The sequence below is a fragment of the Pseudomonas sp. 18058 genome, from assembly GCF_902706155.1.
GTDB lineage: Bacteria > Pseudomonadota > Gammaproteobacteria > Pseudomonadales > Pseudomonadaceae > Aquipseudomonas > Aquipseudomonas rustica.
Genome location: NZ_CACSJY010000017.1, coordinates 26,166 through 47,018, shown reverse-complemented (window position 1 = coordinate 47,018; position 20,853 = coordinate 26,166). Strand labels below are relative to the sequence as shown.

Genomic DNA, 20,853 nt, shown 5'->3' with positions numbered 1-20,853 from the left:
GAATCTCTCCTGCGGCGTATTAAAAAATTCTGTGCGAGCTGTTTACAGCTGGCGTTCACTCTAGCTTGGCGCTGCTTCAGCGCCATCGGAACATGGCTTTGTAAGTCAGTTCCAAGTGGAAACCAATAAAAAATTGGCTACCCCATCTGAAAAGAGGCTGCGCGCGTAAGCGGGCAGCCTCTTTCGGGCGACAGTTGAAAACTGTCTTATTGCTTGGCGGCAGCCAGCTGGGCAGCAACTTCTTCAGCGAAGTTGTCGACCGGCTTCTCGATGCCTTCGCCTACTTTGAAGTAGGTGAAGGAAACGATTTCAGCACCGGCTTTCTTGGCCAGTTCGCCAACCTTGATTTCAGGGTTCTTGACGAACGCCTGCTCAACCAGGCTTGCTTCTGCCAGGAACTTGCTGATACGGCCTTTGACCATATTTTCAACAATGTTTTCTGGCTTGCCTTTGATCTTCTCTTCGTTCAGCTGCAGGAACACAGCTTTTTCGCGCTCGATCGCTTCAGCCGAAACTTCCGATGGCAGCAGGAACTCAGGGTTGCTGGCCGCTACGTGCATAGCGATGTCTTTGGCCAGTTCAACGTTGCCGCCTTTCAGAACAACTGCAACACCGATCTTGTTGCCGTGCAGGTAGCCACCAACAACGTCGCCTTCTACGCGAACCAGACGACGGATGTTGACGTTTTCGCCAACCTTGCCGACCAGTACCAGACGAGCAGCTTCTTGCGCTTCGATCAGCGGAGCAACATCGGTCAGCTTGTCAGCGAAGGCTTTTTCAATGCTTTCAGCAACGAATGCCTTGAAGTCGTCCTGCAGAGCCAGGAAGTCGGTCTGCGAGTTCACTTCCAGCAGAACAGCAGATTTGCCGTCTTCTTTCAGAGCGATCGCGCCTTCAGCAGCTACGTTGCCTGCTTTTTTGGCAGCCTTGATTGCGCCCGAAGCACGCATGTCATCAATGGCTTTTTCGATGTCGCCGTCAGCCTTTTCCAGGGCTTTCTTGCAATCCATCATGCCTTCGCCGGTACGCTCACGCAGTTCTTTAACCAACGCTGCAGTAATTGCTGCCATTTTCAAATTCCTCTTGGATAGGTTTTCAACCATTCCACCCGATCGAACGGGCGTTCAATTCTTCCCGAAGCCGTTTGTAGCCGCTGCACGTTACAGATGCTGTAGCTGCGCTGCCGACAAATGGTTTTCGAGGTGGCAAAAAGGGGGCCAAGCCCCCTTTTTGCTTACTGAGTCAACGCCAGGGCGTTAATTACTCAGCTGCAGCTGCCGGAGCTTCTTCAGCTGCGAATTCTACAGTGCCGCCGCCAACATTGTTGCGACCACGGATAACTGCGTCAGCCATCGAACCCATGTACAGCTGGATAGCGCGGATTGCGTCATCGTTGCCTGGGATGATGTAGTCAACGCCTTCCGGGCTGCTGTTGGTATCGACAACGCCGATAACCGGGATGCCCAGCTTGTTGGCTTCGGTGATTGCGATGCGCTCGTGGTCAACGTCGATCACGAACAGTGCGTCTGGCAGACCGCCCATGTCCTTGATGCCGCCCAGCGAACGATCCAGCTTCTCAAGATCACGAGTGCGCATCAGCGCTTCTTTCTTGGTCAGCTTGGCGAAAGTACCGTCTTCGGCTTGAACTTCAAGGTCACGCAGACGCTTGATGGAAGCACGAATGGTTTTGAAGTTGGTCAGCATGCCGCCCAACCAGCGGTGATCGACGTACGGCGAACCGCAACGTGCTGCTTCTTCAGCAACGATCTTGCCAGCGGAACGCTTGGTGCCGACGAACAGAATCTTGTTTTTGCCCTGGGCCAGACGCTCTACGAAAGTCAGAGCTTCGTTGAACATTGGCAGGGTTTTTTCAAGGTTGATGATGTGAATCTTGTTACGCGCGCCGAAAATGTACTTACCCATTTTCGGATTCCAGTAACGGGTTTGGTGACCGAAGTGCACACCGGCCTTCAGCATATCGCGCATATTGACTTGGGACATGATAGTTCCTTAATAAGTCGGGTTTGGCCTCCACGTATCCCAATGACCAACCAGTGGCATAAAGCCAAAAGCACCCAGGTCATCGTGTCGACACGTGTGTGGATTTAAGCTTTTCGGGGTATCCCCGGAAAGCGGCGCATTTTATACCACAGGGTGCGCAGAAACGGAACACGAAATCTGTATTCGCACCAAGGACATGGGCGCAGCCCCCTTGGAATCGGCTTCAGGGGCACCATTGTATAGAGAGAAGCGATGCACGCAGGCACTGAATTGCGCCGTGCGTCTGTTAGAATCGCGTTTTTCAGGGTCGCAAAACGCACACCTGCCACCCTATTCGTATCAGCAAGCGCCGCCGAGCGCAGAGAGAGCCTGTATGACCGTCAACCTCAAAACCCCCGAGGACATCGCTGGCATGCGTGTCGCCGGCAAACTGGCCGCCGATGTGCTGGAAATGATTGCCGAACATGTCAAACCGGGCGTCACCACCGACGAGCTGAACCAGATCTGCCACGATTACATCGTCAACGTGCAGCAAGCCATCCCTGCCCCGCTCAACTACAAGGGCTACCCGAAATCGATCTGCACCTCGATCAACCACGTGGTGTGCCACGGCATCCCGAACGACAAGCCGCTGAAAAACGGCGACACCCTGAACATCGACGTGACCGTGATCAAAGACGGCTACCACGGCGACACCAGCCGCATGTTCCACGTCGGCGAAGTGCCGGTCTGGGCCGAGCGTCTGTCGCAGATCACTCAGGAATGCATGTACAAGGCGATCGAAATCGTCAAACCCGGTTGCCGCCTCGGCGACATCGGTGAAGTGATTCAGAAGCACGCGGAAAAGAACGGTTTCTCCGTCGTTCGCGAGTTCTGCGGCCACGGCATCGGCAAGGTGTTCCACGAAGAGCCGCAGATTCTCCACTACGGCCGCGCCGGCACTGGTATGGAACTGAAGGCCGGCATGACCTTCACCATCGAACCGATGATCAACCAGGGCAAGGCCGACACCAAAGTATTGGGCGACGGCTGGACCGCGATCACCAAAGACCGCAAGCTGTCGGCACAGTGGGAACACACCCTGCTGGTCACCGACACCGGCTACGAGATCTTCACCCTGCGCGCCGACGACACCATCCCGCGCATCTCGGCCTGATCCAGCAAACGCTCCCAGCCTTATAGAAGGAAAGCCAATCAATGCCGCAGGTGGATCCCGAACTCTTCGACCGCGGCCAGTTCCAGGCTGAACTGGCCCTCAAAGCGAGTCCTATCGCGGCGTTCAAGAAGGCGATCCGCCAGGCTCGCGAGGTACTCGACACGCGTTTTCGCAATGGCCGCGACATCCGCCGCCTGATCGAAGACCGTGCCTGGTTCGTCGACAACATCCTGCAAAAGGCCTGGGAGCAGTTCAACTGGAGCGAAGACGCCGACATCGCGCTGGTCGCGGTCGGCGGCTATGGTCGTGGTGAGTTGCACCCGTATTCCGACATCGATTTGCTGATCCTGCTGGACAGCGCTGACCACGAAGTCTTCCGCGATTCCATCGAGCGTTTTCTCACTTTGCTGTGGGACATCGGCCTGGAAGTCGGTCAGAGCGTTCGCTCAGTCGACGAATGTGCCCAAGAGGCGCGCGCCGACCTGACCGTGGTCACCAACCTGATGGAAAGCCGCACCATTTGCGGCCCCGAGCGTCTGCGTCAGCGCATGCTCGACGTCACCAGCACCGCACACATGTGGCCGGCCAAGGAATTCTTCCTGGCCAAACGCGCCGAGCAAAAGGCCCGCCACCACAAATACAACGACACCGAGTACAACCTGGAACCCAACGTCAAAGGCTCGCCCGGCGGACTACGGGATATTCAGACGATTCTCTGGGTGGCCCGGCGTCAGTACGGCACCCTCAACCTGCGCGCCCTCGCCGGCGAGGGCTTTCTGGTCGAAAGCGAAAACGCCCTGCTCGCCTCCTCCCAGGAATTCCTCTGGAAAGTGCGTTACGCCCTGCACATGCTCGCCGGACGTTCCGAAGACCGCTTGCTGTTCGATCACCAGCGCACCATTGCCGGCCTGTTGGGTTTTGAAGGTGACGACGCCAAACAGGCCGTCGAAAACTTCATGCAACAGTATTTCCGCGTAGTGATGAGCATCGCCCAGCTCAGCGACCTGATCATCCAGCACTTCGAGGAAGTCATCCTCGCGCCGGAAGACGAAGCGCCGCCGCAACCGATCAACGCACGTTTCCAGTTGCATGACGGCTACATCGAAGCGCGTAACGACAACGTGTTCCGCCGTACGCCATTCGCCATGCTGGAAATCTTCGTGCTGATGGCCCAGCAGCCGGAAATCAAAGGCGTACGTGCCGATACCATTCGCTTGCTGCGTGAGCACCGTCACCTGATCGACGACAATTTCCGTAACGATATTCGCAACACCAGCCTGTTCATCGAGCTGTTCAAGTGCAAGATCGGCATCCACCGCAACCTGCGCCGGATGAACCGCTACGGCATTCTCGGGCGTTATCTGCCGGAGTTCGGTTTTATCGTCGGGCAGATGCAGCACGACCTGTTCCACATCTATACGGTCGACGCGCACACGCTGAACCTGATCAAGCACCTGCGCAAATTGCAGTACACCCAGGTGTCGGAAAAATTCCCGCTGGCCGCCAAGCTCATGGCGAAACTGCCCAAGCCCGAACTGATCTACATGGCCGGTCTGTACCACGACATCGGCAAGGGTCGGCATGGCGACCACTCGGAGATCGGCGCGGTCGATGCCGAGGCGTTCTGCCAGCGCCACCAGTTGCCGGTGTGGGACAGCCGTCTGATTGTCTGGCTGGTGCAGAACCATCTGGTGATGTCGACCACCGCGCAGCGCAAGGACTTGTCCGACCCACAGGTGATCCACGATTTCGCGCAGGCAGTCGGCGACGAAACCCGCCTCGACTACCTGTACGTGCTGACCGTGGCCGACATCAACGCGACCAACCCGACACTGTGGAATTCGTGGCGAGCGAGCCTGTTGCGTCAGCTCTACACCGAGACCAAACGCGCCTTGCGTCGCGGCCTGGAAAACCCGGTCGATCGCGAAGAGCAGATCCGCCAGACCCAGAGCGCTGCACTGGACATTCTGGTGCGCGGCGGCACCGATCCGGACGACGTCGAGCAGTTGTGGGCACAGTTAGGCGATGACTATTTCCTGCGCCACACCGCCGGCGACGTGGCCTGGCACAGCGATGCGATCCTGCAGCAACCGGTCGATGGCGGGCCGCTGGTGTTGATCAAGGAAACCACCCAGCGCGAGTTCGAGGGCGGCACGCAGATCTTCATTTATGCACCGGATCAGCACGACTTCTTCGCGGTGACCGTGGCGGCGATGGATCAGCTCAACCTGAACATTCATGACGCGCGGGTTATCACCTCGAGCAGTCAGTTCACCCTCGACACCTACATCGTGCTCGACAACGAAGGCGAATCGATCGGCGACAACCCGACGCGGGTCAAACAGATCCGCGAAGGCCTGACCGAAGCGCTGCGCAACCCGGATGACTACCCGACGATCATTCAGCGTCGGGTGCCGCGTCAGCTCAAGCATTTTGCCTTCGCGCCGCAGGTGACGATCCACAACGACGCCCAGCGCCCGGTGACCGTGCTGGAGTTGACCGCACCGGATCGGCCAGGGCTGCTGGCGCGTATTGGCGGAATTTTCCTTGAGTTCGACCTGTCGCTGCAGAACGCCAAGATTGCGACCTTGGGCGAGCGGGTGGAAGACGTGTTCTTTATCACCGACGCGCACAACCAGCCGCTGTCCGACCCGCTGCTGTGCAGCCGTTTGCAGGATGCGATTGTTGAGCAGTTGAGCGTCAATCAGGAACCGGATATCAAGCTTTCGCGTATCAGTATTTGAATCAATGAATTTCCCCTGTGGCGAGGGGATTTATCCCCGTTGGGCTGCGTAGCGGCCCTAAAACCATTCACTGCGATTTGACTGAAAGTCCGCGCGCACAGGTTTTACGACTGCTTCGCAGCCGAACGGGGATAAATCCCCTCGCCACAATGGCTCCCCTTTCACACTTAAAGAGGCCCCAATGAACAACGCTCTGAACCAGCTCCAGCCCTACCCGTTCGAAAAGCTCCGCGCCCTGCTCGGCACCGTCACGCCGAACCCGGACAAGCGTCCGATCGCCCTGTCGATCGGCGAGCCGAAACATCGCTCGCCAAGCTTTGTCGCCGAAGCGCTGGCGAACAGTCTGGATCAGATGGCGGTGTACCCGACCACCCTGGGCATCCCGGCCCTGCGCGAAGCCATCGCCGGCTGGTGCGAGCGTCGTTTCGGCGTGCCGAGCGGCTGGATCGATCCGGCGCGCAACGTGCTGCCGGTCAACGGCACCCGTGAAGCGCTGTTCGCCTTCACTCAGACCGTGGTCAATCGCGGCGACGATGCGCTGGTGGTCAGCCCGAACCCGTTTTATCAAATCTACGAAGGCGCCGCGTTCCTCGCCGGAGCCAAGCCGCACTACCTGCCGTGCCTCGACGAGAACGGCTTCAACCCGGATTTCGACGCGGTGTCGCCGGACATCTGGAAGCGTTGCCAGATCCTGTTTCTGTGCTCGCCGGGCAACCCGACCGGCGCACTGATCCCGGTCGATGTGTTGAAAAAACTCATCGCCCTGGCCGACGAATACGACTTCGTGATCGCCGCCGACGAGTGCTACAGCGAACTGTACTTCGACGAGCAAACACCGCCGTCGGGCCTGCTCACCGCTTGCGTCGAACTGGGTCGCAAGGATTTCAAACGTTGCGTGGTCTTCCACAGTCTGTCCAAGCGTTCCAATCTGCCGGGCCTGCGTTCCGGTTTCGTTGCTGGCAATGCCGACATCCTCAAGGGCTTCCTGCTCTATCGCACCTACCACGGCTGCGCGATGCCGGTGCAAACGCAACTGGCCAGCGTTGCCGCGTGGAACGACGAAGAACACGTGCGCGCCAACCGTGCGCTGTACCGCGAGAAGTTCGACGCAGTACTGGAAATCCTCAGCCCGGTGATGGACGTGCAGCGTCCGGATGGCAGCTTCTATCTGTGGCCGAATGTGAACGGTGATGACGCGGCGTTCTGCCGTGATTTGTTCGAACAAGAGCATGTCACTGTGGTACCGGGTTCTTATCTGTCCCGTGATGTCGATGGCGTTAATCCGGGTGCCGGCCGTGTGCGTATGGCGCTGGTTGCGCCGTTGGCTGAATGTGTTGAAGCGGCAGAACGTATTCGCGCGTTTATTACCCGTCAGAAATAAATAGCTGAATACCGTGCCAGGCAATCTGGCACGGTAACTTGCGCTTGCAAGTTACACTTCAAAACAACTAATCACTCCCTCTTTCGTCCCTCACGACTTACTCTTGATTCGCGAATTTCATCGCATAAAATTAAACATCAATTACAACTTCAGGGAAGAAGATAAATATGAATAATCTCCAGGATTGCAAACTCCTACAGTGGCCGGATGATCTCGCTGCTTATGAGATGGCCATTAAAGAGAATCCGGCGAACGCAACTTTCGCCAGCGGCGGTCGACGCAAACGCTCGCTGATCAACTATTCAAAACTGTGGGCCAATGGTCGAACGCTGACCATCGCCTTCATCGACGACGTCGATCCTGATCACAAACGCAAAATCATGGAGGCAGCTGTTCGCTGGATTCCATACGTTAATCTGAGTTTCGAGTTTGTCGATGACCTGCAAGGTGATATTCGCATCGCCACAAAGAATAATTACAACAGTTCCATGCTCGGCACAGACGCGCTGCTGATTCATCCGGATTGGCCAACGATGAACCTGGGCGTCAAACCCGATCATGAAGACTTTGAAACCATTGTCACCCACGAATTTGGCCATGCACTGGGCGCCATGCACGAACACCAGCACCCGCAGGCCGACATCCCTTGGGACAAACCGAAAGTGTACGACTATTACCAGAACCGCGAGATGGGGCCGCTGACCCCGGAGCAAGTGGACTTCAACCTGTTCACGCCATTCAACACCCTCGAAGCGATTTACACCGAGTACGACCGTAAATCGATCATGCATCATCCGGTATCTAACGATTTGACTTTAGGCGACTGGGAGAACCCGATCAATCGCGAGATCAGCAAGAAAGACATCAAGATGATGAGCTTGCTCTATCCCCAATAAGCAATCTCGCAAAAAACAAGGAAGTTAAACTATGTTATCCAATTCAACTTACGCCCCCGCCCTGTCCCAGCCAAATGCTTGTGGAGTGCATTACTGATGTGGGCTAAAAAAAATCCATCGAAACTGTGGACTCCCGGCCGCATTCTTCGTATCGCCTTCCTCAATGGCACCCAAGAGTTCAAAGACGCGACCATCGCGGCAGCCAGCAATTGGTTGCCGCACATCAACTTGAAGTTTGATTTCGTTGAGGGTGTCGAGGGGGATATCCGCATACTTAGCAACGATGGCGTTTTCTCGTCCAATATTGGCACTGACGCCTTACTCAATACCCATACAGCGACGATGCAGCTCTGGCCTCACCCGGCCATTCACGCGCGTTATTTCGCCGCGAATGTGATGCATGAGTTCGGCCATATGCTGGGTGCGGAACACGAACAGATCCACCCGGCAGCCGCAATTCCATGGAACGTGCCCGCCATCTACGAAAAACACGGCATTACCGATAATCCTGATGAGGATAACTACGAGGCGAACAGGAAGCGCCAATGGTTACACCGTGAGTATCTTGATCGGGCAGCCACCGAAGACAGCATTTGCTCGGACTACGACCGCAAGTCGATCATGCACTACGTCATCTACCAATCCTGGACCACAGGCGATTTTCAGAACTTTCTTAATCTGGAGCTCAGCGAAAAAGATAAAGCCTTCATGGCGAAGGCTTACCCCTGCCCGGTGTAAACCCGGGCTTGGTTATTTCACCTGTCCCAGATTTGCCTCGCTCAAATCGAGCTCTCCCAACACTTCACGTAATACGTCATCACCAATCTGGTGATGACGGCTAAGGCTATAGAGTTCCAGGCGCTGCGCTCGCAGCGCCTTCAAACGTAAACGCCGCTCAAGCAGATCCATCTGAAACGCCATCGCCTGCGCTTCGGCGGAGTCGTTGAACACGTCGAGTTGATGGCGATATTCAGACATGATCCGCGCCTTGAGCTCTGCCGCCAGCGCCGCTTGAGCGGCATCCTGCGGTGGGAGCTCCTCGGTTTCCAGTGAGTGAATCGCTGCTTCGGCGGTTTTGCGCCAGGCATCGCGTACTTCTTGGCGACGCTTGTCGTCCGGGCTCTTTTCGATGCCGCGCAGTAACAGCGGCAGCGCGATACACGCCGAAATCAGTGAGAGCAGAATCACCCCGGCGGCGATGAAGATCAGCAAGTCGCGCTCGGGAAATGCCTCAGAGCCCATCAGCATCGGCACCGACATCACACCTGCCAGCGTCACCGCCCCGCGCACGCCGCCGACGGTCAGCAACCAGCAGGAGCGCGCGGTCGGCACTTGAGTCAGCTCGCCTTTACCGCGCAAACGCCGCAGCAACACCGACAAACGCCAGATGCTCTGCACCCAGATAAATCGCAGCAGCACCAACGCGAGGAAAATCGCCACGACGTCGAGGCCGCGATACAGCAGGGTCGGCCACAACGTCGGTTCGTGGCTGACCACGGCTTTGATGATGTCCGGCAATTGCAGACCGAGCAGCAGGAAGATCAAGCCGTTGAAAGCAAATTCCAGCAGCGACCAGACGCTGCGGTTGAGCAAGCGGGTGCTGGTCTGCCGGGGCAACAGGTCGAGCCAGCTCTGCATCATCCCCGCCGCTACCGCCGACAGAATGCCCGACACGCCGAGGCGTTCAGCCAAGACATACGCGGCGAACGGCAGCAGCAACATAAATACAACGTGCGTCGCTGGATCATCCCAGCCGCGCGCGATCATCCACGAGCGCAGGCGCCCGACCAGCCAGCTCAGCGCCACGCCGACGGCCAGACCACCGAGCGCCACCACGACAAAGGTCAGGCTGGCGTTGGTCAGCGAGAACACGCCAGTGATGGCTGCGGCCAAGGCGAACTTGAACGTCACCAGGCCAGAGGCATCGTTCATCAGCGCCTCGCCCTGCAGGATGTGCATCAGCGGGGTCGGCAAGCGGTTCTGCGAAATAGCCGAGACGGCCACGGCGTCGGTCGGCGACAACACGGCCGCCAAGGCGAAAGCCACGGGCAACGGAATCGTCGGCAATAACCAGTGAATGAAGTAACCGGCGCCGACCACGGTGAACAGCACCAGCCCAACGGCCAGCGTCAGAATCGGCCCGCGCAAATGCCAGAATTCGCGTTTGGGCATGCGCCAGCCATCGGAAAACAGCAGCGGCGGCAGGAACAGAAACAGGAACAGTTCGGGATCGAGGGCCACGTGCAAACCGAGCGTCGGCAAGGCCAGCAAGGCACCGGCGGCGATTTGCACCAAAGGCAGCGGCAGCGGGATGACCCGTCCGACCAGACGCGAAACGCTGACCAGCATCAGCAGGATCAGGACGGTGTAAGCGGTTTGCATAAAGCGGAAATCTCAGACAATCGACAGCGTTGAACTGCCATATTAGCCGCTTAGGATGCGTCTGGCGTTTGCACCTATGTCGCACACGCCCCAAATGATGTCCGCACAACAATGTGTAGGAGCTGCGGCACGCTGCGATCTTTTGATCTTTAAAGACACAATCAAAAGATCGCAGCCTCGTTTCACTCGACAGCTCCTACAGGGTTTTGCGTATTCGCCGAAGGGTCATGGCATAATCCGTCACCATTTTTCTCCAGCACCTGTAAAGGGGGCAATTCCTTGACCGTTTCAAGTAAAACGTTGCACCTTTTCGGCATCAAAGCCTGCGACACCATGAAAAAGGCGCGCACCTGGCTTGATGAGCACGCTGTCAGCTACGACTTTCACGATTACAAAAGCGCCGGCATCGACCGTGAGCACCTGACCCAATGGTGTGACGAGCACGGCTGGCAAACGGTGTTGAACCGCGCAGGCACGACCTTTCGCAAACTCGACGACGAACGCAAAGCCGATCTCGACCAATCGAAAGCCATCGAACTGATGCTCGCTCAACCCTCGATGATCAAGCGCCCGGTGCTCGATCTCGGTGACCGAACCCTGATTGGCTTCAAGCCAGATATCTACGCGGCCGCTCTGAAGTAAGCAGCCCGTCACTCTTTGTAGAGGTGTATTTACATGTCCAATTCCCTGTTCAGCATCGCCTTTGGTGTCGGCACTCAGAACCGTCAAGGCGCGTGGCTGGAAGTGTTTTACGCCCAGCCATTGCTCAATCCTTCGGCCGAACTGGTCGCTGCCGTGGCGCCAATCCTCGGTTACACCGAAGGCAACCAGGCCATCACCTTCACCACCGCTCAGGCGGCGCAACTGGCTGAAGCCGTGAAAGGCATCGACGCCGTGCAAGGCAAACTGCTGACCCGTCTGGCCGAAAGCCACAAGCCGCTGGTCGCCACTCTGCTGGCCGAAGATGCACAGCTGACCTCGACCCCTGAGGCTTACCTGAAGCTGCACCTGCTGTCACACCGTCTGGTCAAGCCGCACGGCGTGAGCCTGGCCGGCATCTTCCCGCTGCTGCCGAACGTGGCCTGGACCAGCCAGGGCGCGATCGACCTGAGCGAACTGACCGAAATGCAACTGGAAGCCCGTCTGCGTGGCGAGCTGCTGGAAGTGTTCTCGGTGGACAAGTTCCCGAAAATGACCGACTACGTGGTTCCGGCCGGCGTGCGTATCGCTGACGCGGCACGTCTGCGTCTGGGCGCTTACGTCGGCGAAGGCACCACCGTGATGCACGAAGGTTTCATCAACTTCAACGCCGGCACCGAAGGCCCGGGCATGATCGAAGGCCGCGTTTCCGCTGGCGTCTTCGTCGGCAAGGGCTCCGATCTGGGCGGCGGTTGCTCGACCATGGGCACTCTGTCGGGCGGCGGCAACATCGTGATCAAGGTTGGCGAAGGCTGCCTGATCGGCGCCAACGCCGGTATCGGTATTCCATTGGGCGACCGCAACACTGTTGAGTCGGGCCTGTACGTGACCGCCGGCACCAAGGTTGCGCTGCTCGACGAAAACAACAACCTGGTTAAAGTTGTGAAGGCGCGCGAGCTGGCCGGTCAGGCTGACCTGCTGTTCCGTCGCAATTCGGAAACCGGTGCTGTGGAATGCAAAACCCACAAATCGGCGATCGAACTGAACGAAGCGCTGCACGCTCACAACTAAGTGCCGCTATGACCTTCTGTGGGAGCGGGCTTGCTCGCGAAGACGGTGTGTCAGTCACCCTTGATGTCGACTGACACGACGCTTTCGCGAGCAAGCCCGCTCCCACAAGGTTCGGTGTACATCCCGCCCAAGTTCACAGGGCTGAACAGATGATGATTCCCTCCCCCTGGCGTGCCGATTTCCCGGCCATCGCCGCGCTGCAACGGCAAGACCAGACCTATCTGGACAACGCCGCCACCACGCAAAAACCCCAGGCCCTGCTCGACGCTCTGACGCATTACTACGCCAACGGCGCGGCCAATGTGCACCGTGCGCAACACCTGCCCGGCGCTCACGCGACGCAGGCGTTCGAGGACAGTCGGCGCAAGGTTGCGCAATGGCTGAATGCCGGAGACAGCGGGCAGATCATCTTTACCCACGGCGCCACCAGTGCGCTGAACCTCCTGGCTTATGGCCTGGAACATCTTTTCCACCTGGGCGATGAAATTGTCATCAGCGCCCTGGAGCATCACGCCAATCTGCTGCCGTGGCAACAACTGGCGCAACGGCGCAACCTGAAACTGGTGATTCTGCCGCTGGATGCTGACGGTTTGATTGACCTCGCGGCTGCCGTGCATTTGATTGGCCCGCGTACACGCTTGCTGGCGGTCAGTCAGTTGTCCAACGTGCTCGGCGCCTGGCAGCCATTGCCAGCGCTATTGGGCATGGCCAAGGCGCAGAACGCGCTGACCGTGGTCGATGGCGCGCAAGGCGTAGTGCATGGCCGACATGACGTGCAGGCGCTGGGTTGCGACTTCTACGTGTTTTCCAGCCACAAGCTGTATGGGCCGGATGGTTTGGGCGTTCTGTTCGGGCGCAATGCTGCGCTTGAACAACTGAAGCCTTGGCAGTTTGGCGGCGAAATGGTGCTGGAAGCCAACTACCACGACGCGCGCTTCCGCCCTGCTCCGCTGGGTTTTGAAGCGGGCACACCGCCGATTGCCAGTGTGATCGGCCTAGGTGCGACGCTGGATTATCTGGCCGGGCTCGATCAGGACGCAGTGTCGGCCCACGAAGCGGCGCTGCATGACTATCTGCTGCGTGGCCTCGCTGCTCGTAATGGCATTCGTTTGTTGGGCAAGCCGCAATTGGCGCTGGCGAGTTTTGTCGTTGAAGGTGTGCATAACGCTGATTTGGCGCATTTGCTGACAGAACAAGGCATTGCCGTGCGCGCCGGACATCACTGCGCGATGCCGTTGCTGAAAAGCTTCGAGCTGGCCGGGGCGATTCGCGTGTCGCTGGCGTTGTACAACGATTCGGAGGATCTGGAACGGTTCTTTGAAGCGCTGGATCAGGCGCTGGAGATGTTGCGATGAGCTTGCCGGTCGAGGCTGCCGAGGCGCTGAAAACGTTTCAAAACGCGGCGGGTTGGGAACAGCGCGCGCGGTTGTTGATGCAGTTTGGTGATCGGTTGCCACCGCTAAGTGACGCCGACAAGTGCGAAGTCAATCGGGTGCATGGCTGTGAGAGTCAGGTGTGGCTGGTTGGGCAATTGCGTGACGGTCATTGGCAGTTCGCGGCGAGCAGCGATGCGCGGATGATTCGCGGGTTGGTGGCGTTGTTGCTGTTGCGAGTGAACGGACTGTCAGCGGCGGAGTTGCAGCAAATTGATCTGCCGGACTGGTTCAATCAGCTAGGCCTTTCGCGCCAGCTATCGCCCTCGCGCAGCAATGGCCTTAACGCCGTGCTCAAGCGAATGAATGAGTTGGCCGGTTAATCGCCTTCGCGAGCAAGCCCGCTCCCACAGGGGATTTGTGAACACCACAGATCCAATGTGGGAGCGGGCTTGCTCGCGAAGGGGCCAGCAGCCACAACATCAAGCCTGAGGTTTAACTCGCTCCGCCGGGCGCCGAACACCCGCGACAATCTTGTCCACAGCCTTGGTCGCCGCAACCATGCCAAACGTCGCCGTGACCATCATCACCGCGCCAAACCCACCCGCGCAGTCCAGCTTCACCCCATCGCCAACGAAACTCTTCTGCAAACAAATGCTGCCATCCGGCTTCGGATAGCGCAGTTGCTCGGTAGAAAACACACACGGCACGCTGTAATGCCGGGTCACGGTGCGCGAAAAGCCATAATCACGACGCAACGTGGAACGCACTTTCGAGGCCAACGGGTCGTTGAACGTACGGTTGAGATCGCACACCTGAATCAGCGTCGGATCAATCTGCCCGCCCGCGCCGCCGGTGGTGATGATCTGAATCTTGCGGCGTTTGCACCAGGCAATCAGCGCAGCTTTGGCGTTGACCGCGTCGATGCAGTCGATCACGCAATCGATGTTCGGCGTGATGTATTCGGCCATGGTCTCGCGGGTGACGAAATCAGCCACCGCGTGCACGGTGCAATCCGGGTTGATCCCGCGCAGACGCTCGGCCATCACTTCGACCTTGGGTTTGCCGACGGTGCTGTCCAGCGCGTGCAACTGGCGGTTGGCGTTGCTGACGCAGACGTCATCGAGGTCGAACAGCGAAATCTCGCCGACGCCACAGCGGGCCATGGCTTCCGCCGCCCAGGAACCGACGCCACCGACGCCGACGATCGCCACGTGGGCCGCGCGCAAACGCGCCAGACCTTCGATGCCATACAAACGGGCGATGCCTGCAAACCGCGGATCTTCTGTACTCATGACCATTACCCCAAAAACCGGCGCGCATTATAGGGCTACACAGCGACAAGTTTTAAGCTTCGAGCTACAAGTGTAAGAACTTAAGTCAAAGTCGGCTGCCCAATGTCGGGCATTTCCCTGTCAGATGTACGACTGGCGGACTGCCGGTGTAGGATGCGCGCCCTTTTGCAATAAGAAAGGCGCAACGCCAACCGACTCCTTCGTTCCACAGCCTTTGGAACCCGAAATAGCTATGTCATCGCGTAAATTTGGACTCAACCTGGTGGTGGTTCTGGCAATCGCTGCCCTGTTCACCGGTTTCTGGGCACTGATCAATCGCCCGGTTTCCGCGCCGAACTGGCCGGAGCAGATCTCCGGTTTCTCCTATTCGCCGTTCCAGCAGGGACAATATCCGCAGAAGGATCAGTATCCGTCTGACGAAGAAATGCGCCGCGACCTGGAGATCATGAGCAAGCTGACGGACAACATCCGCATCTACTCAGTCGACGGTTCGTTGCAAGACATCCCGAAACTGGCTGAAGAATTCGGCCTGCGCGTGACGCTGGGGATCTGGATCAGCCCCGATCAGGAACGCAACGAACGGGAAATCCAGCGCGCCATCGAACTGGCCAACACTTCGCGCAGCGTGGTTCGCGTGGTGGTCGGGAACGAAGCGATCTTCCGTAAGGAAATCACTGCGCAAGAGCTGAGCGTGTTGCTCGATCGGGTGCGCGCGGCGGTGAAAGTGCCGGTGACCACCTCCGAGCAATGGCACGTCTGGGAAGAACACCCGGAGCTGGCCAAGCACGTGGATCTGATCGCCGCCCACGTTCTGCCTTACTGGGAATTCATCCCTGTCGATAAGGCCGGGCAATTCGTTTTCGACCGTGCCCGCGACCTGAAAAAGATGTTCCCGAAAAAGCCATTGCTGCTGTCCGAAATCGGCTGGCCGAGCAACGGTCGCATGCGCGGTGGCGCCGATGCATCGCCGGCGGATCAAGCGATTTACCTGCGTACGCTGGTCAACAAGCTTAACCGCCAAGGCTTCAACTACTTCGTGATCGAAGCGTTTGACCAGCCGTGGAAAGCTAGCGACGAAGGTTCGGTCGGCGCGTACTGGGGCGTGTTCAACGCCGCGCGTCAGCAGAAATTCAACTTCGAAGGCCCGGTGGTCGCGATCCCGCAGTGGCGCGTGCTGGCGATCGGCTCGGTGGTGCTGGCGCTGTTGTCGCTGACTTTGCTGATGATCGACGGTTCGGCCCTGCGTCAGCGTGGGCGGATCTTCCTGACCTTTATCGCCTTCCTTTGCGGTTCGGTGCTGGTGTGGATCGGTTACGACTACAGCCTGCAATACAGCACGTGGTTCAGTTTGACGGTCGGCTTCCTCTTGGCACTCGGTGCGCTAGGGGTGTTTATCGTGCTGCTTACCGAGGCGCATGAACTGGCCGAAGCGGTGTGGATTCACAAACGCCGGCGCGAATTCCTGCCGGTCGAGGGCGACTCCAACTACCGCCCGAAAGTCTCGATTCATGTGCCTTGCTACAACGAGCCGCCGGAGATGGTCAAACAGACCCTCGACGCCCTCGCCGCGCTGGATTATCCGGACTATGAAGTCCTGATCATCGACAACAACACCAAGGATCCGGCGGTGTGGGAACCGGTGCGTGACTACTGCGCAACCCTCGGCCCGCGCTTCAAGTTCTTCCACGTTTCGCCCCTGGCCGGTTTCAAGGGCGGCGCGCTGAACTACCTGATTCCGCACACCGCAAAAGACGCCGAAGTGATCGCCGTGATCGACTCCGATTACTGCGTGCACCCGAAATGGCTGAAGCACATGGTGCCGCACTTCGCCGACCCGAAAATCGCCGTGGTGCAGTCGCCGCAGGATTATCGCGACCAGAACGAAAGCACCTTCAAGAAGCTCTGCTATGCGGAATACAAAGGCTTCTTCCACATCGGCATGGTCACCCGTAACGACCGTGACGCGATCATCCAGCACGGCACCATGACCATGACCCGTCGTTCGGTGCTGGAAGAGTTGGGTTGGGCCGACTGGTGCATCTGCGAAGACGCCGAACTCGGTCTGCGCGTGTTCGAAAAAGGCCTGTCGGCGGCGTATTACCACGACAGCTACGGCAAGGGTCTGATGCCGGATACGTTTATCGACTTCAAGAAACAGCGTTTCCGCTGGGCTTACGGTGCGATTCAGATCATCAAGCGCCACACCCGCAGCCTGCTGCGCGGCAAGGACACCGAACTGACGCGCGGCCAGCGTTACCACTTCCTCGCGGGCTGGTTGCCGTGGGTCGCGGACGGGATGAACATCTTCTTCACCGTCGGCGCGTTGTTGTGGTCGGCGGCGATGATCATCGTGCCGCAACGGGTCGATCCGCCGCTGCTGATCTTCGCAATCCCGCCGTTGGCGTTGTTCGTGTTCAAGGTCGGCAAGATCATCTTCCTCTACCGTCGCGCCGTCGGCGTGAACCTGAAAGATGCCTTCTGCGCGGCGCTGGCCGGGCTGGCGTTGTCGCACACCATCGCCAAAGCGGTGCTGTACGGCTTCTTCACCACCAGCATTCCGTTCTTCCGCACACCGAAAAACGCCGACAACCATGGTTTCTGGGTGGCGATTTCCGAAGCGCGGGAAGAGCTGTTCATCATGCTGCTGTTGTGGGGCGCGGCGCTGGGGATCTACCTCGTCAACGGCATCCCGAGCAACGACATGCGTTTCTGGGTGGTTATGTTGCTGGTGCAATCGCTGCCGTATCTGGCGGCGCTGATCATGGCGTTCCTGTCGTCGCTGCCGAAACCTGCGGCCAAGCCTGAGCCGGCGCCGGTCGTCTAAATCCTCATCGATGCACTAAACGGCGGCCAATGGTCGCCGTTTTGCTTTAAGATAACCGCCATTTTGCGGGGCTTGGCGCTAAGCCCTGTGGGAGCGGGCTTGCTCGCGAATGCGGTGTGTCATTAAACATTGATGTCGACTGACACACTGCTTTCGCGAGCAAGCCCGCTCCCACATTTAGTCCGTGCCCACATTCATGATCTCCGGAGTTTTCCATGACGGCCCACGCCGACCTTTCGCCGACCCTCCAACTCGCCATCGACCTGATCCGCCGTCCATCCGTGACGCCGGTCGACGCCGATTGCCAGAAGCAGATGATGCAGCGCCTGGGCGATGCCGGTTTTACCCTCGAGCCGATGCGCATCGAAGATGTGGATAACTTCTGGGCCACCCACGGCAACAACGACGGCCCGGTGCTGTGCTTCGCCGGTCACACCGACGTGGTGCCGACCGGCCCGGTCACCGCGTGGCAGATCGATCCGTTCAATGCGCTGATCGATGAACACGGCATGCTTTGCGGCCGTGGCGCGGCGGACATGAAAGGCAGCCTGGCGTCGATGACCGTGGCCGCCGAGCGTTTCGTCGCCGATTACCCGAACCACAAGGGCAAGGTCGCGTTTCTGATTACCAGCGACGAAGAAGGCCCGGCGCACCACGGCACTAAAGCGGTGGTCGAGCGTTTGTCCGCGCGTAACGAGCGTCTGGACTGGTGCATCGTCGGCGAACCGTCGAGCACCACGCTGGTGGGCGATGTGGTGAAAAACGGCCGTCGCGGCTCGCTGGGCGCCAAGCTCACCGTCAAAGGCATTCAGGGTCACGTCGCTTACCCGCATCTGGCGAAGAACCCGATCCACCTCGCCGCTCCGGCACTGGCCGAACTGGCCGCCGAGCATTGGGATCACGGCAACGATTTCTTCCCGCCGACCAGTTTCCAGATCTCCAACGTCAACTCCGGCACCGGCGCGACCAACGTGATTCCGGGCGATCTGGTGGCGGTGTTCAACTTCCGTTTCTCCACCGAATCGACCGTCGAAGGCCTGCAGAAACGCGTGGCCGATATTCTCGACAAACACGATCTGGACTGGCACATCGACTGGGCGCTGTCCGGTCTGCCGTTCCTCACCGAACCGGGCGCACTGCTCGACGCGGTGTCGGCGAGCATCAAGGACATCACCGGTCGCGAAACCAAGGCGTCGACCAGCGGCGGTACGTCCGATGGCCGCTTCATCGCGACCATGGGCACGCAAGTGGTTGAACTGGGCCCGGTCAACGCGACCATCCACCAGGTCAACGAACGCGTATTGGCGGCGGATCTCGACGTACTGACCGAGATCTACTACCAAACCATGATCAAGTTGCTCGCCTGATGCTCGCGTGTCCGATCTGCAGTGAGCCGCTGAATGCGGTGGATAACGGCGTGGTCTGCCCCGCCGGCCACCGCTTTGACCGTGCGCGCCAGGGTTATCTGAACCTGCTGCCGGTGCAGCACAAAAACAGCCGCGATCCTGGCGATAACCAGGCCATGGTCGAGGCGCGCCGCGACTTTTTGAATGCTGGCCATTACGCGCCGGTGGCCAAGCGTCTGGCCGAGCTGGCGGCGAGTTATGCGCCGGGGCGATGGGTCGACATCGGTTGTGGCGAGGGTTATTACACCGCGCAAATTGCCGAGGCCTTGCCGAACGCCGATGGCTACGCCCTGGACATCTCCCGCGAAGCGGTCAAACGCGCCTGCAAACGCAACCCGGCGATTAGCTGGTTGATCGCCAGCATGGCTCGCGTGCCGTTGGCGTCGGGCAGTTGCCAGTTTCTCGCCAGCGTGTTCAGTCCATTGGATTGGGAAGAAGCCAAGCGTCTACTCAGCGTTGGCGGCGGCCTGATGAAAGTCGGCCCGACCAGCGGCCACCTGATGGAACTGCGCGAACGCCTGTACGACGAAGTGCGCGAGTACACCGACGACAAGCATCTGGCCCTCGTGCCGCAAGGCATGGCGCTGGCGCACAGCGAAACCCTGGAATTCAAGCTGACGCTGGACAAGCCCGAGGATCGCGCCAACCTGTTGGCGATGACGCCCCACGGCTGGCGCGCCAGTGCCGAGCGTCGCGCGGCGGTGATCGAACAGGCCGAGCCGTTCGAGACCACCGTGTCGATGCGCTACGATTATTTCGTTCTTCTATAAACTTTTGGTCTCGGGCGAGTGCCCGGGGCCGGCTAAATCCGCGAGTGGATTTTTCAGACCGCAGTGAGGACATCCATGCGCCAACCGGATATCGAGATTTACCTGAAAGACGCCGACGTCGACCATAAGGCCATTTCCGCCTGGCTGGGCGCCGCGCTGGGCCCGTGCACCGACTGGGTTCAGAAAGGCCAGACCTACAAGTGCAAGGCCGGCAACGTGCCGGTCACCTGGCTGCCGAAAGCCGTGGGCAAGTGGAATAGCCTGTACCTGGAAAGCGACCAGACGCCGTGGGACGACGACATCGCCTGCGCCCGTGCAGCGTTTGCTGCGCTGAACGTCGAAGTGCGTTGCGCGCCGGGCACATGGGTCGAGGAAGAAGGTGAAGAGACGGCTGATCGCTGGATGCGCATCAGCGCAGACGGTGAAGAAGAGATCACCTGGAAAACCGCTTAACAACAGGCAACGCAGATCCAAATGTGGGAGCGGGCTTGCTCGCGAATGCGGTGTATCAGTCGATATGAATGTTGACTGATACACCGCATTCGCGAGCAAGCCCGCTCCCACATTGGTTTCGCGGCGTTTTGGAGGTTTGTATTACAGGCCTACAACGTCTTCCGCCTGCAAACCCTTCTCGCCAGTAATCACCGCGTACTCAACCTGCTGACCTTCAGCCAGCGATCGGTGCCCTTCGCCGCGGATCGCGCGGTAGTGCACGAACACGTCCACCCCGTCTTCGCGCTGGATAAAGCCGTAGCCTTTGGCGTCGTTGAACCACTTCACGTTGCCGGTTTCACGTGTTGCCATCTGTTCATACTCCTTTTTTATTATTGAACAGGCTTTTCGCAGGAAAGCCTTTGAGGAACGTCAGCCTGCATCCGACGTCCATAAAAGGGCCCCGGCGACAGACCGCCGAGT

General features: G+C 58.8%; 18 protein-coding genes. 13 read left to right on the top strand and 5 right to left on the bottom strand.

The annotated features are described in order from the left end of the window. Nucleotides 1-206 precede the first annotated feature (206 nt). Together tsf and rpsB are read right to left on the bottom strand one after the other, a co-directional pair. Nucleotides 207-1,070: a translation elongation factor Ts gene (gene tsf, locus GVL50_RS11725; RefSeq protein WP_007908856.1), complete on the bottom strand. Its 864-nt coding sequence runs from the start codon at nt 1,068-1,070 to the stop codon at nt 207-209. A 190-nt stretch (nt 1,071-1,260) separates the two neighbouring features. Then, the gene (gene rpsB / locus GVL50_RS11720; RefSeq protein WP_053117619.1) at nt 1,261-2,001 is read right to left on the bottom strand and encodes a 30S ribosomal protein S2; all 741 of its coding nucleotides are present in this window, start codon (nt 1,999-2,001) and stop codon (nt 1,261-1,263) included. 373 nt (nt 2,002-2,374) lie between these two features. On the opposite strand from rpsB, the gene map reads away from it, so the two are divergent. The 5 genes from map to GVL50_RS11695 all read left to right on the top strand — a co-directional run bounded on the left by map (nt 2,375) and on the right by GVL50_RS11695 (nt 8,916). After that, a complete protein-coding gene (gene map / locus GVL50_RS11715; RefSeq protein WP_016985097.1) occupies nt 2,375-3,157 on the top strand; it encodes a type I methionyl aminopeptidase in 783 nt (260 codons plus the stop codon). Between the two features lie 41 nt (nt 3,158-3,198). Beyond that, a complete protein-coding gene (locus GVL50_RS11710; protein WP_053117617.1) occupies nt 3,199-5,901 on the top strand; it encodes a [protein-PII] uridylyltransferase in 2,703 nt (900 codons plus the stop codon). Between the two features lie 181 nt (nt 5,902-6,082). Further along, complete coding sequence (dapC, locus tag GVL50_RS11705; protein WP_159813085.1) at nt 6,083-7,282, top strand: succinyldiaminopimelate transaminase; 1,200 nt, start codon at nt 6,083-6,085, stop codon at nt 7,280-7,282. A gap of 167 nt (nt 7,283-7,449) precedes the next feature. Continuing rightward, nucleotides 7,450-8,178, top strand: coding sequence for a M12 family metallopeptidase (locus tag GVL50_RS11700; protein ID WP_159813083.1), 729 nt, complete (start codon nt 7,450-7,452; stop codon nt 8,176-8,178). Between the two features lie 96 nt (nt 8,179-8,274). Further along, nucleotides 8,275-8,916 (top strand): hypothetical protein, encoded by a 642-nt coding sequence (locus GVL50_RS11695; protein ID WP_159813081.1) that lies wholly within the window; start codon nt 8,275-8,277, stop codon nt 8,914-8,916. Nucleotides 8,917-8,928: 12 nt separating this feature from the next. On the opposite strand, the gene GVL50_RS11690 is transcribed toward GVL50_RS11695, so the two are convergent. Beyond that, nucleotides 8,929-10,560: a Na+/H+ antiporter gene (locus GVL50_RS11690; RefSeq protein ID WP_159813078.1), complete on the bottom strand. Its 1,632-nt coding sequence runs from the start codon at nt 10,558-10,560 to the stop codon at nt 8,929-8,931. 279 nt (nt 10,561-10,839) lie between these two features. Between GVL50_RS11690 and GVL50_RS11685 the strand changes: the two genes are divergently transcribed. From GVL50_RS11685 to GVL50_RS11670, 4 genes are all read left to right on the top strand, one after another. Continuing rightward, the gene (locus tag GVL50_RS11685) at nt 10,840-11,202 is read left to right on the top strand and encodes an ArsC family reductase (RefSeq protein ID WP_016985102.1); all 363 of its coding nucleotides are present in this window, start codon (nt 10,840-10,842) and stop codon (nt 11,200-11,202) included. A gap of 33 nt (nt 11,203-11,235) precedes the next feature. Continuing rightward, nucleotides 11,236-12,270, top strand: coding sequence for a 2,3,4,5-tetrahydropyridine-2,6-dicarboxylate N-succinyltransferase (gene dapD, locus GVL50_RS11680; protein WP_053117606.1), 1,035 nt, complete (start codon nt 11,236-11,238; stop codon nt 12,268-12,270). A gap of 149 nt (nt 12,271-12,419) precedes the next feature. Next, complete coding sequence (locus tag GVL50_RS11675; protein ID WP_159813076.1) at nt 12,420-13,625, top strand: aminotransferase class V-fold PLP-dependent enzyme; 1,206 nt, start codon at nt 12,420-12,422, stop codon at nt 13,623-13,625. After that, on the top strand, nt 13,622-14,026 hold the full coding sequence (locus GVL50_RS11670; RefSeq protein WP_159813074.1) for a SufE family protein: 405 nt from the start codon (nt 13,622-13,624) through the stop codon (nt 14,024-14,026). Before GVL50_RS11675 ends, GVL50_RS11670 begins: the two co-directional genes overlap by 4 nt. 99 nt (nt 14,027-14,125) lie before the next feature. Here GVL50_RS11670 and tcdA read toward each other — a convergent pair whose 3' ends face one another. After that, nucleotides 14,126-14,944, bottom strand: coding sequence for a tRNA cyclic N6-threonylcarbamoyladenosine(37) synthase TcdA (gene tcdA, locus GVL50_RS11665; protein WP_159813072.1), 819 nt, complete (start codon nt 14,942-14,944; stop codon nt 14,126-14,128). 226 nt (nt 14,945-15,170) lie between these two features. Here tcdA and GVL50_RS11660 point away from each other — a divergent pair, with 226 nt between their 5' ends. From GVL50_RS11660 to GVL50_RS11645, 4 genes are all read left to right on the top strand, one after another. Continuing rightward, on the top strand, nt 15,171-17,762 hold the full coding sequence (locus GVL50_RS11660; protein WP_159813070.1) for a glycosyltransferase: 2,592 nt from the start codon (nt 15,171-15,173) through the stop codon (nt 17,760-17,762). 215 nt (nt 17,763-17,977) lie between these two features. Next, entirely contained in the window at nt 17,978-19,129 is a 1,152-nt protein-coding gene (gene dapE / locus GVL50_RS11655; RefSeq protein ID WP_159813068.1) for a succinyl-diaminopimelate desuccinylase, read from the top strand. Next, the gene (locus GVL50_RS11650; protein WP_159813066.1) at nt 19,129-19,938 is read left to right on the top strand and encodes a putative RNA methyltransferase; all 810 of its coding nucleotides are present in this window, start codon (nt 19,129-19,131) and stop codon (nt 19,936-19,938) included. Before dapE ends, GVL50_RS11650 begins: the two co-directional genes overlap by 1 nt. Before the next feature lie 75 nt (nt 19,939-20,013). Further along, nucleotides 20,014-20,391, top strand: coding sequence for a hypothetical protein (locus GVL50_RS11645; protein WP_053117591.1), 378 nt, complete (start codon nt 20,014-20,016; stop codon nt 20,389-20,391). A gap of 141 nt (nt 20,392-20,532) precedes the next feature. Here GVL50_RS11645 and GVL50_RS11640 read toward each other — a convergent pair whose 3' ends face one another. Continuing rightward, nucleotides 20,533-20,742 carry a cold-shock protein gene (locus tag GVL50_RS11640; protein WP_053117589.1) on the bottom strand — a complete coding sequence of 70 codons (210 nt, stop codon included), beginning with the start codon at nt 20,740-20,742 and terminating at the stop codon, nt 20,533-20,535. Nucleotides 20,743-20,853: the final 111 nt, after the last annotated feature.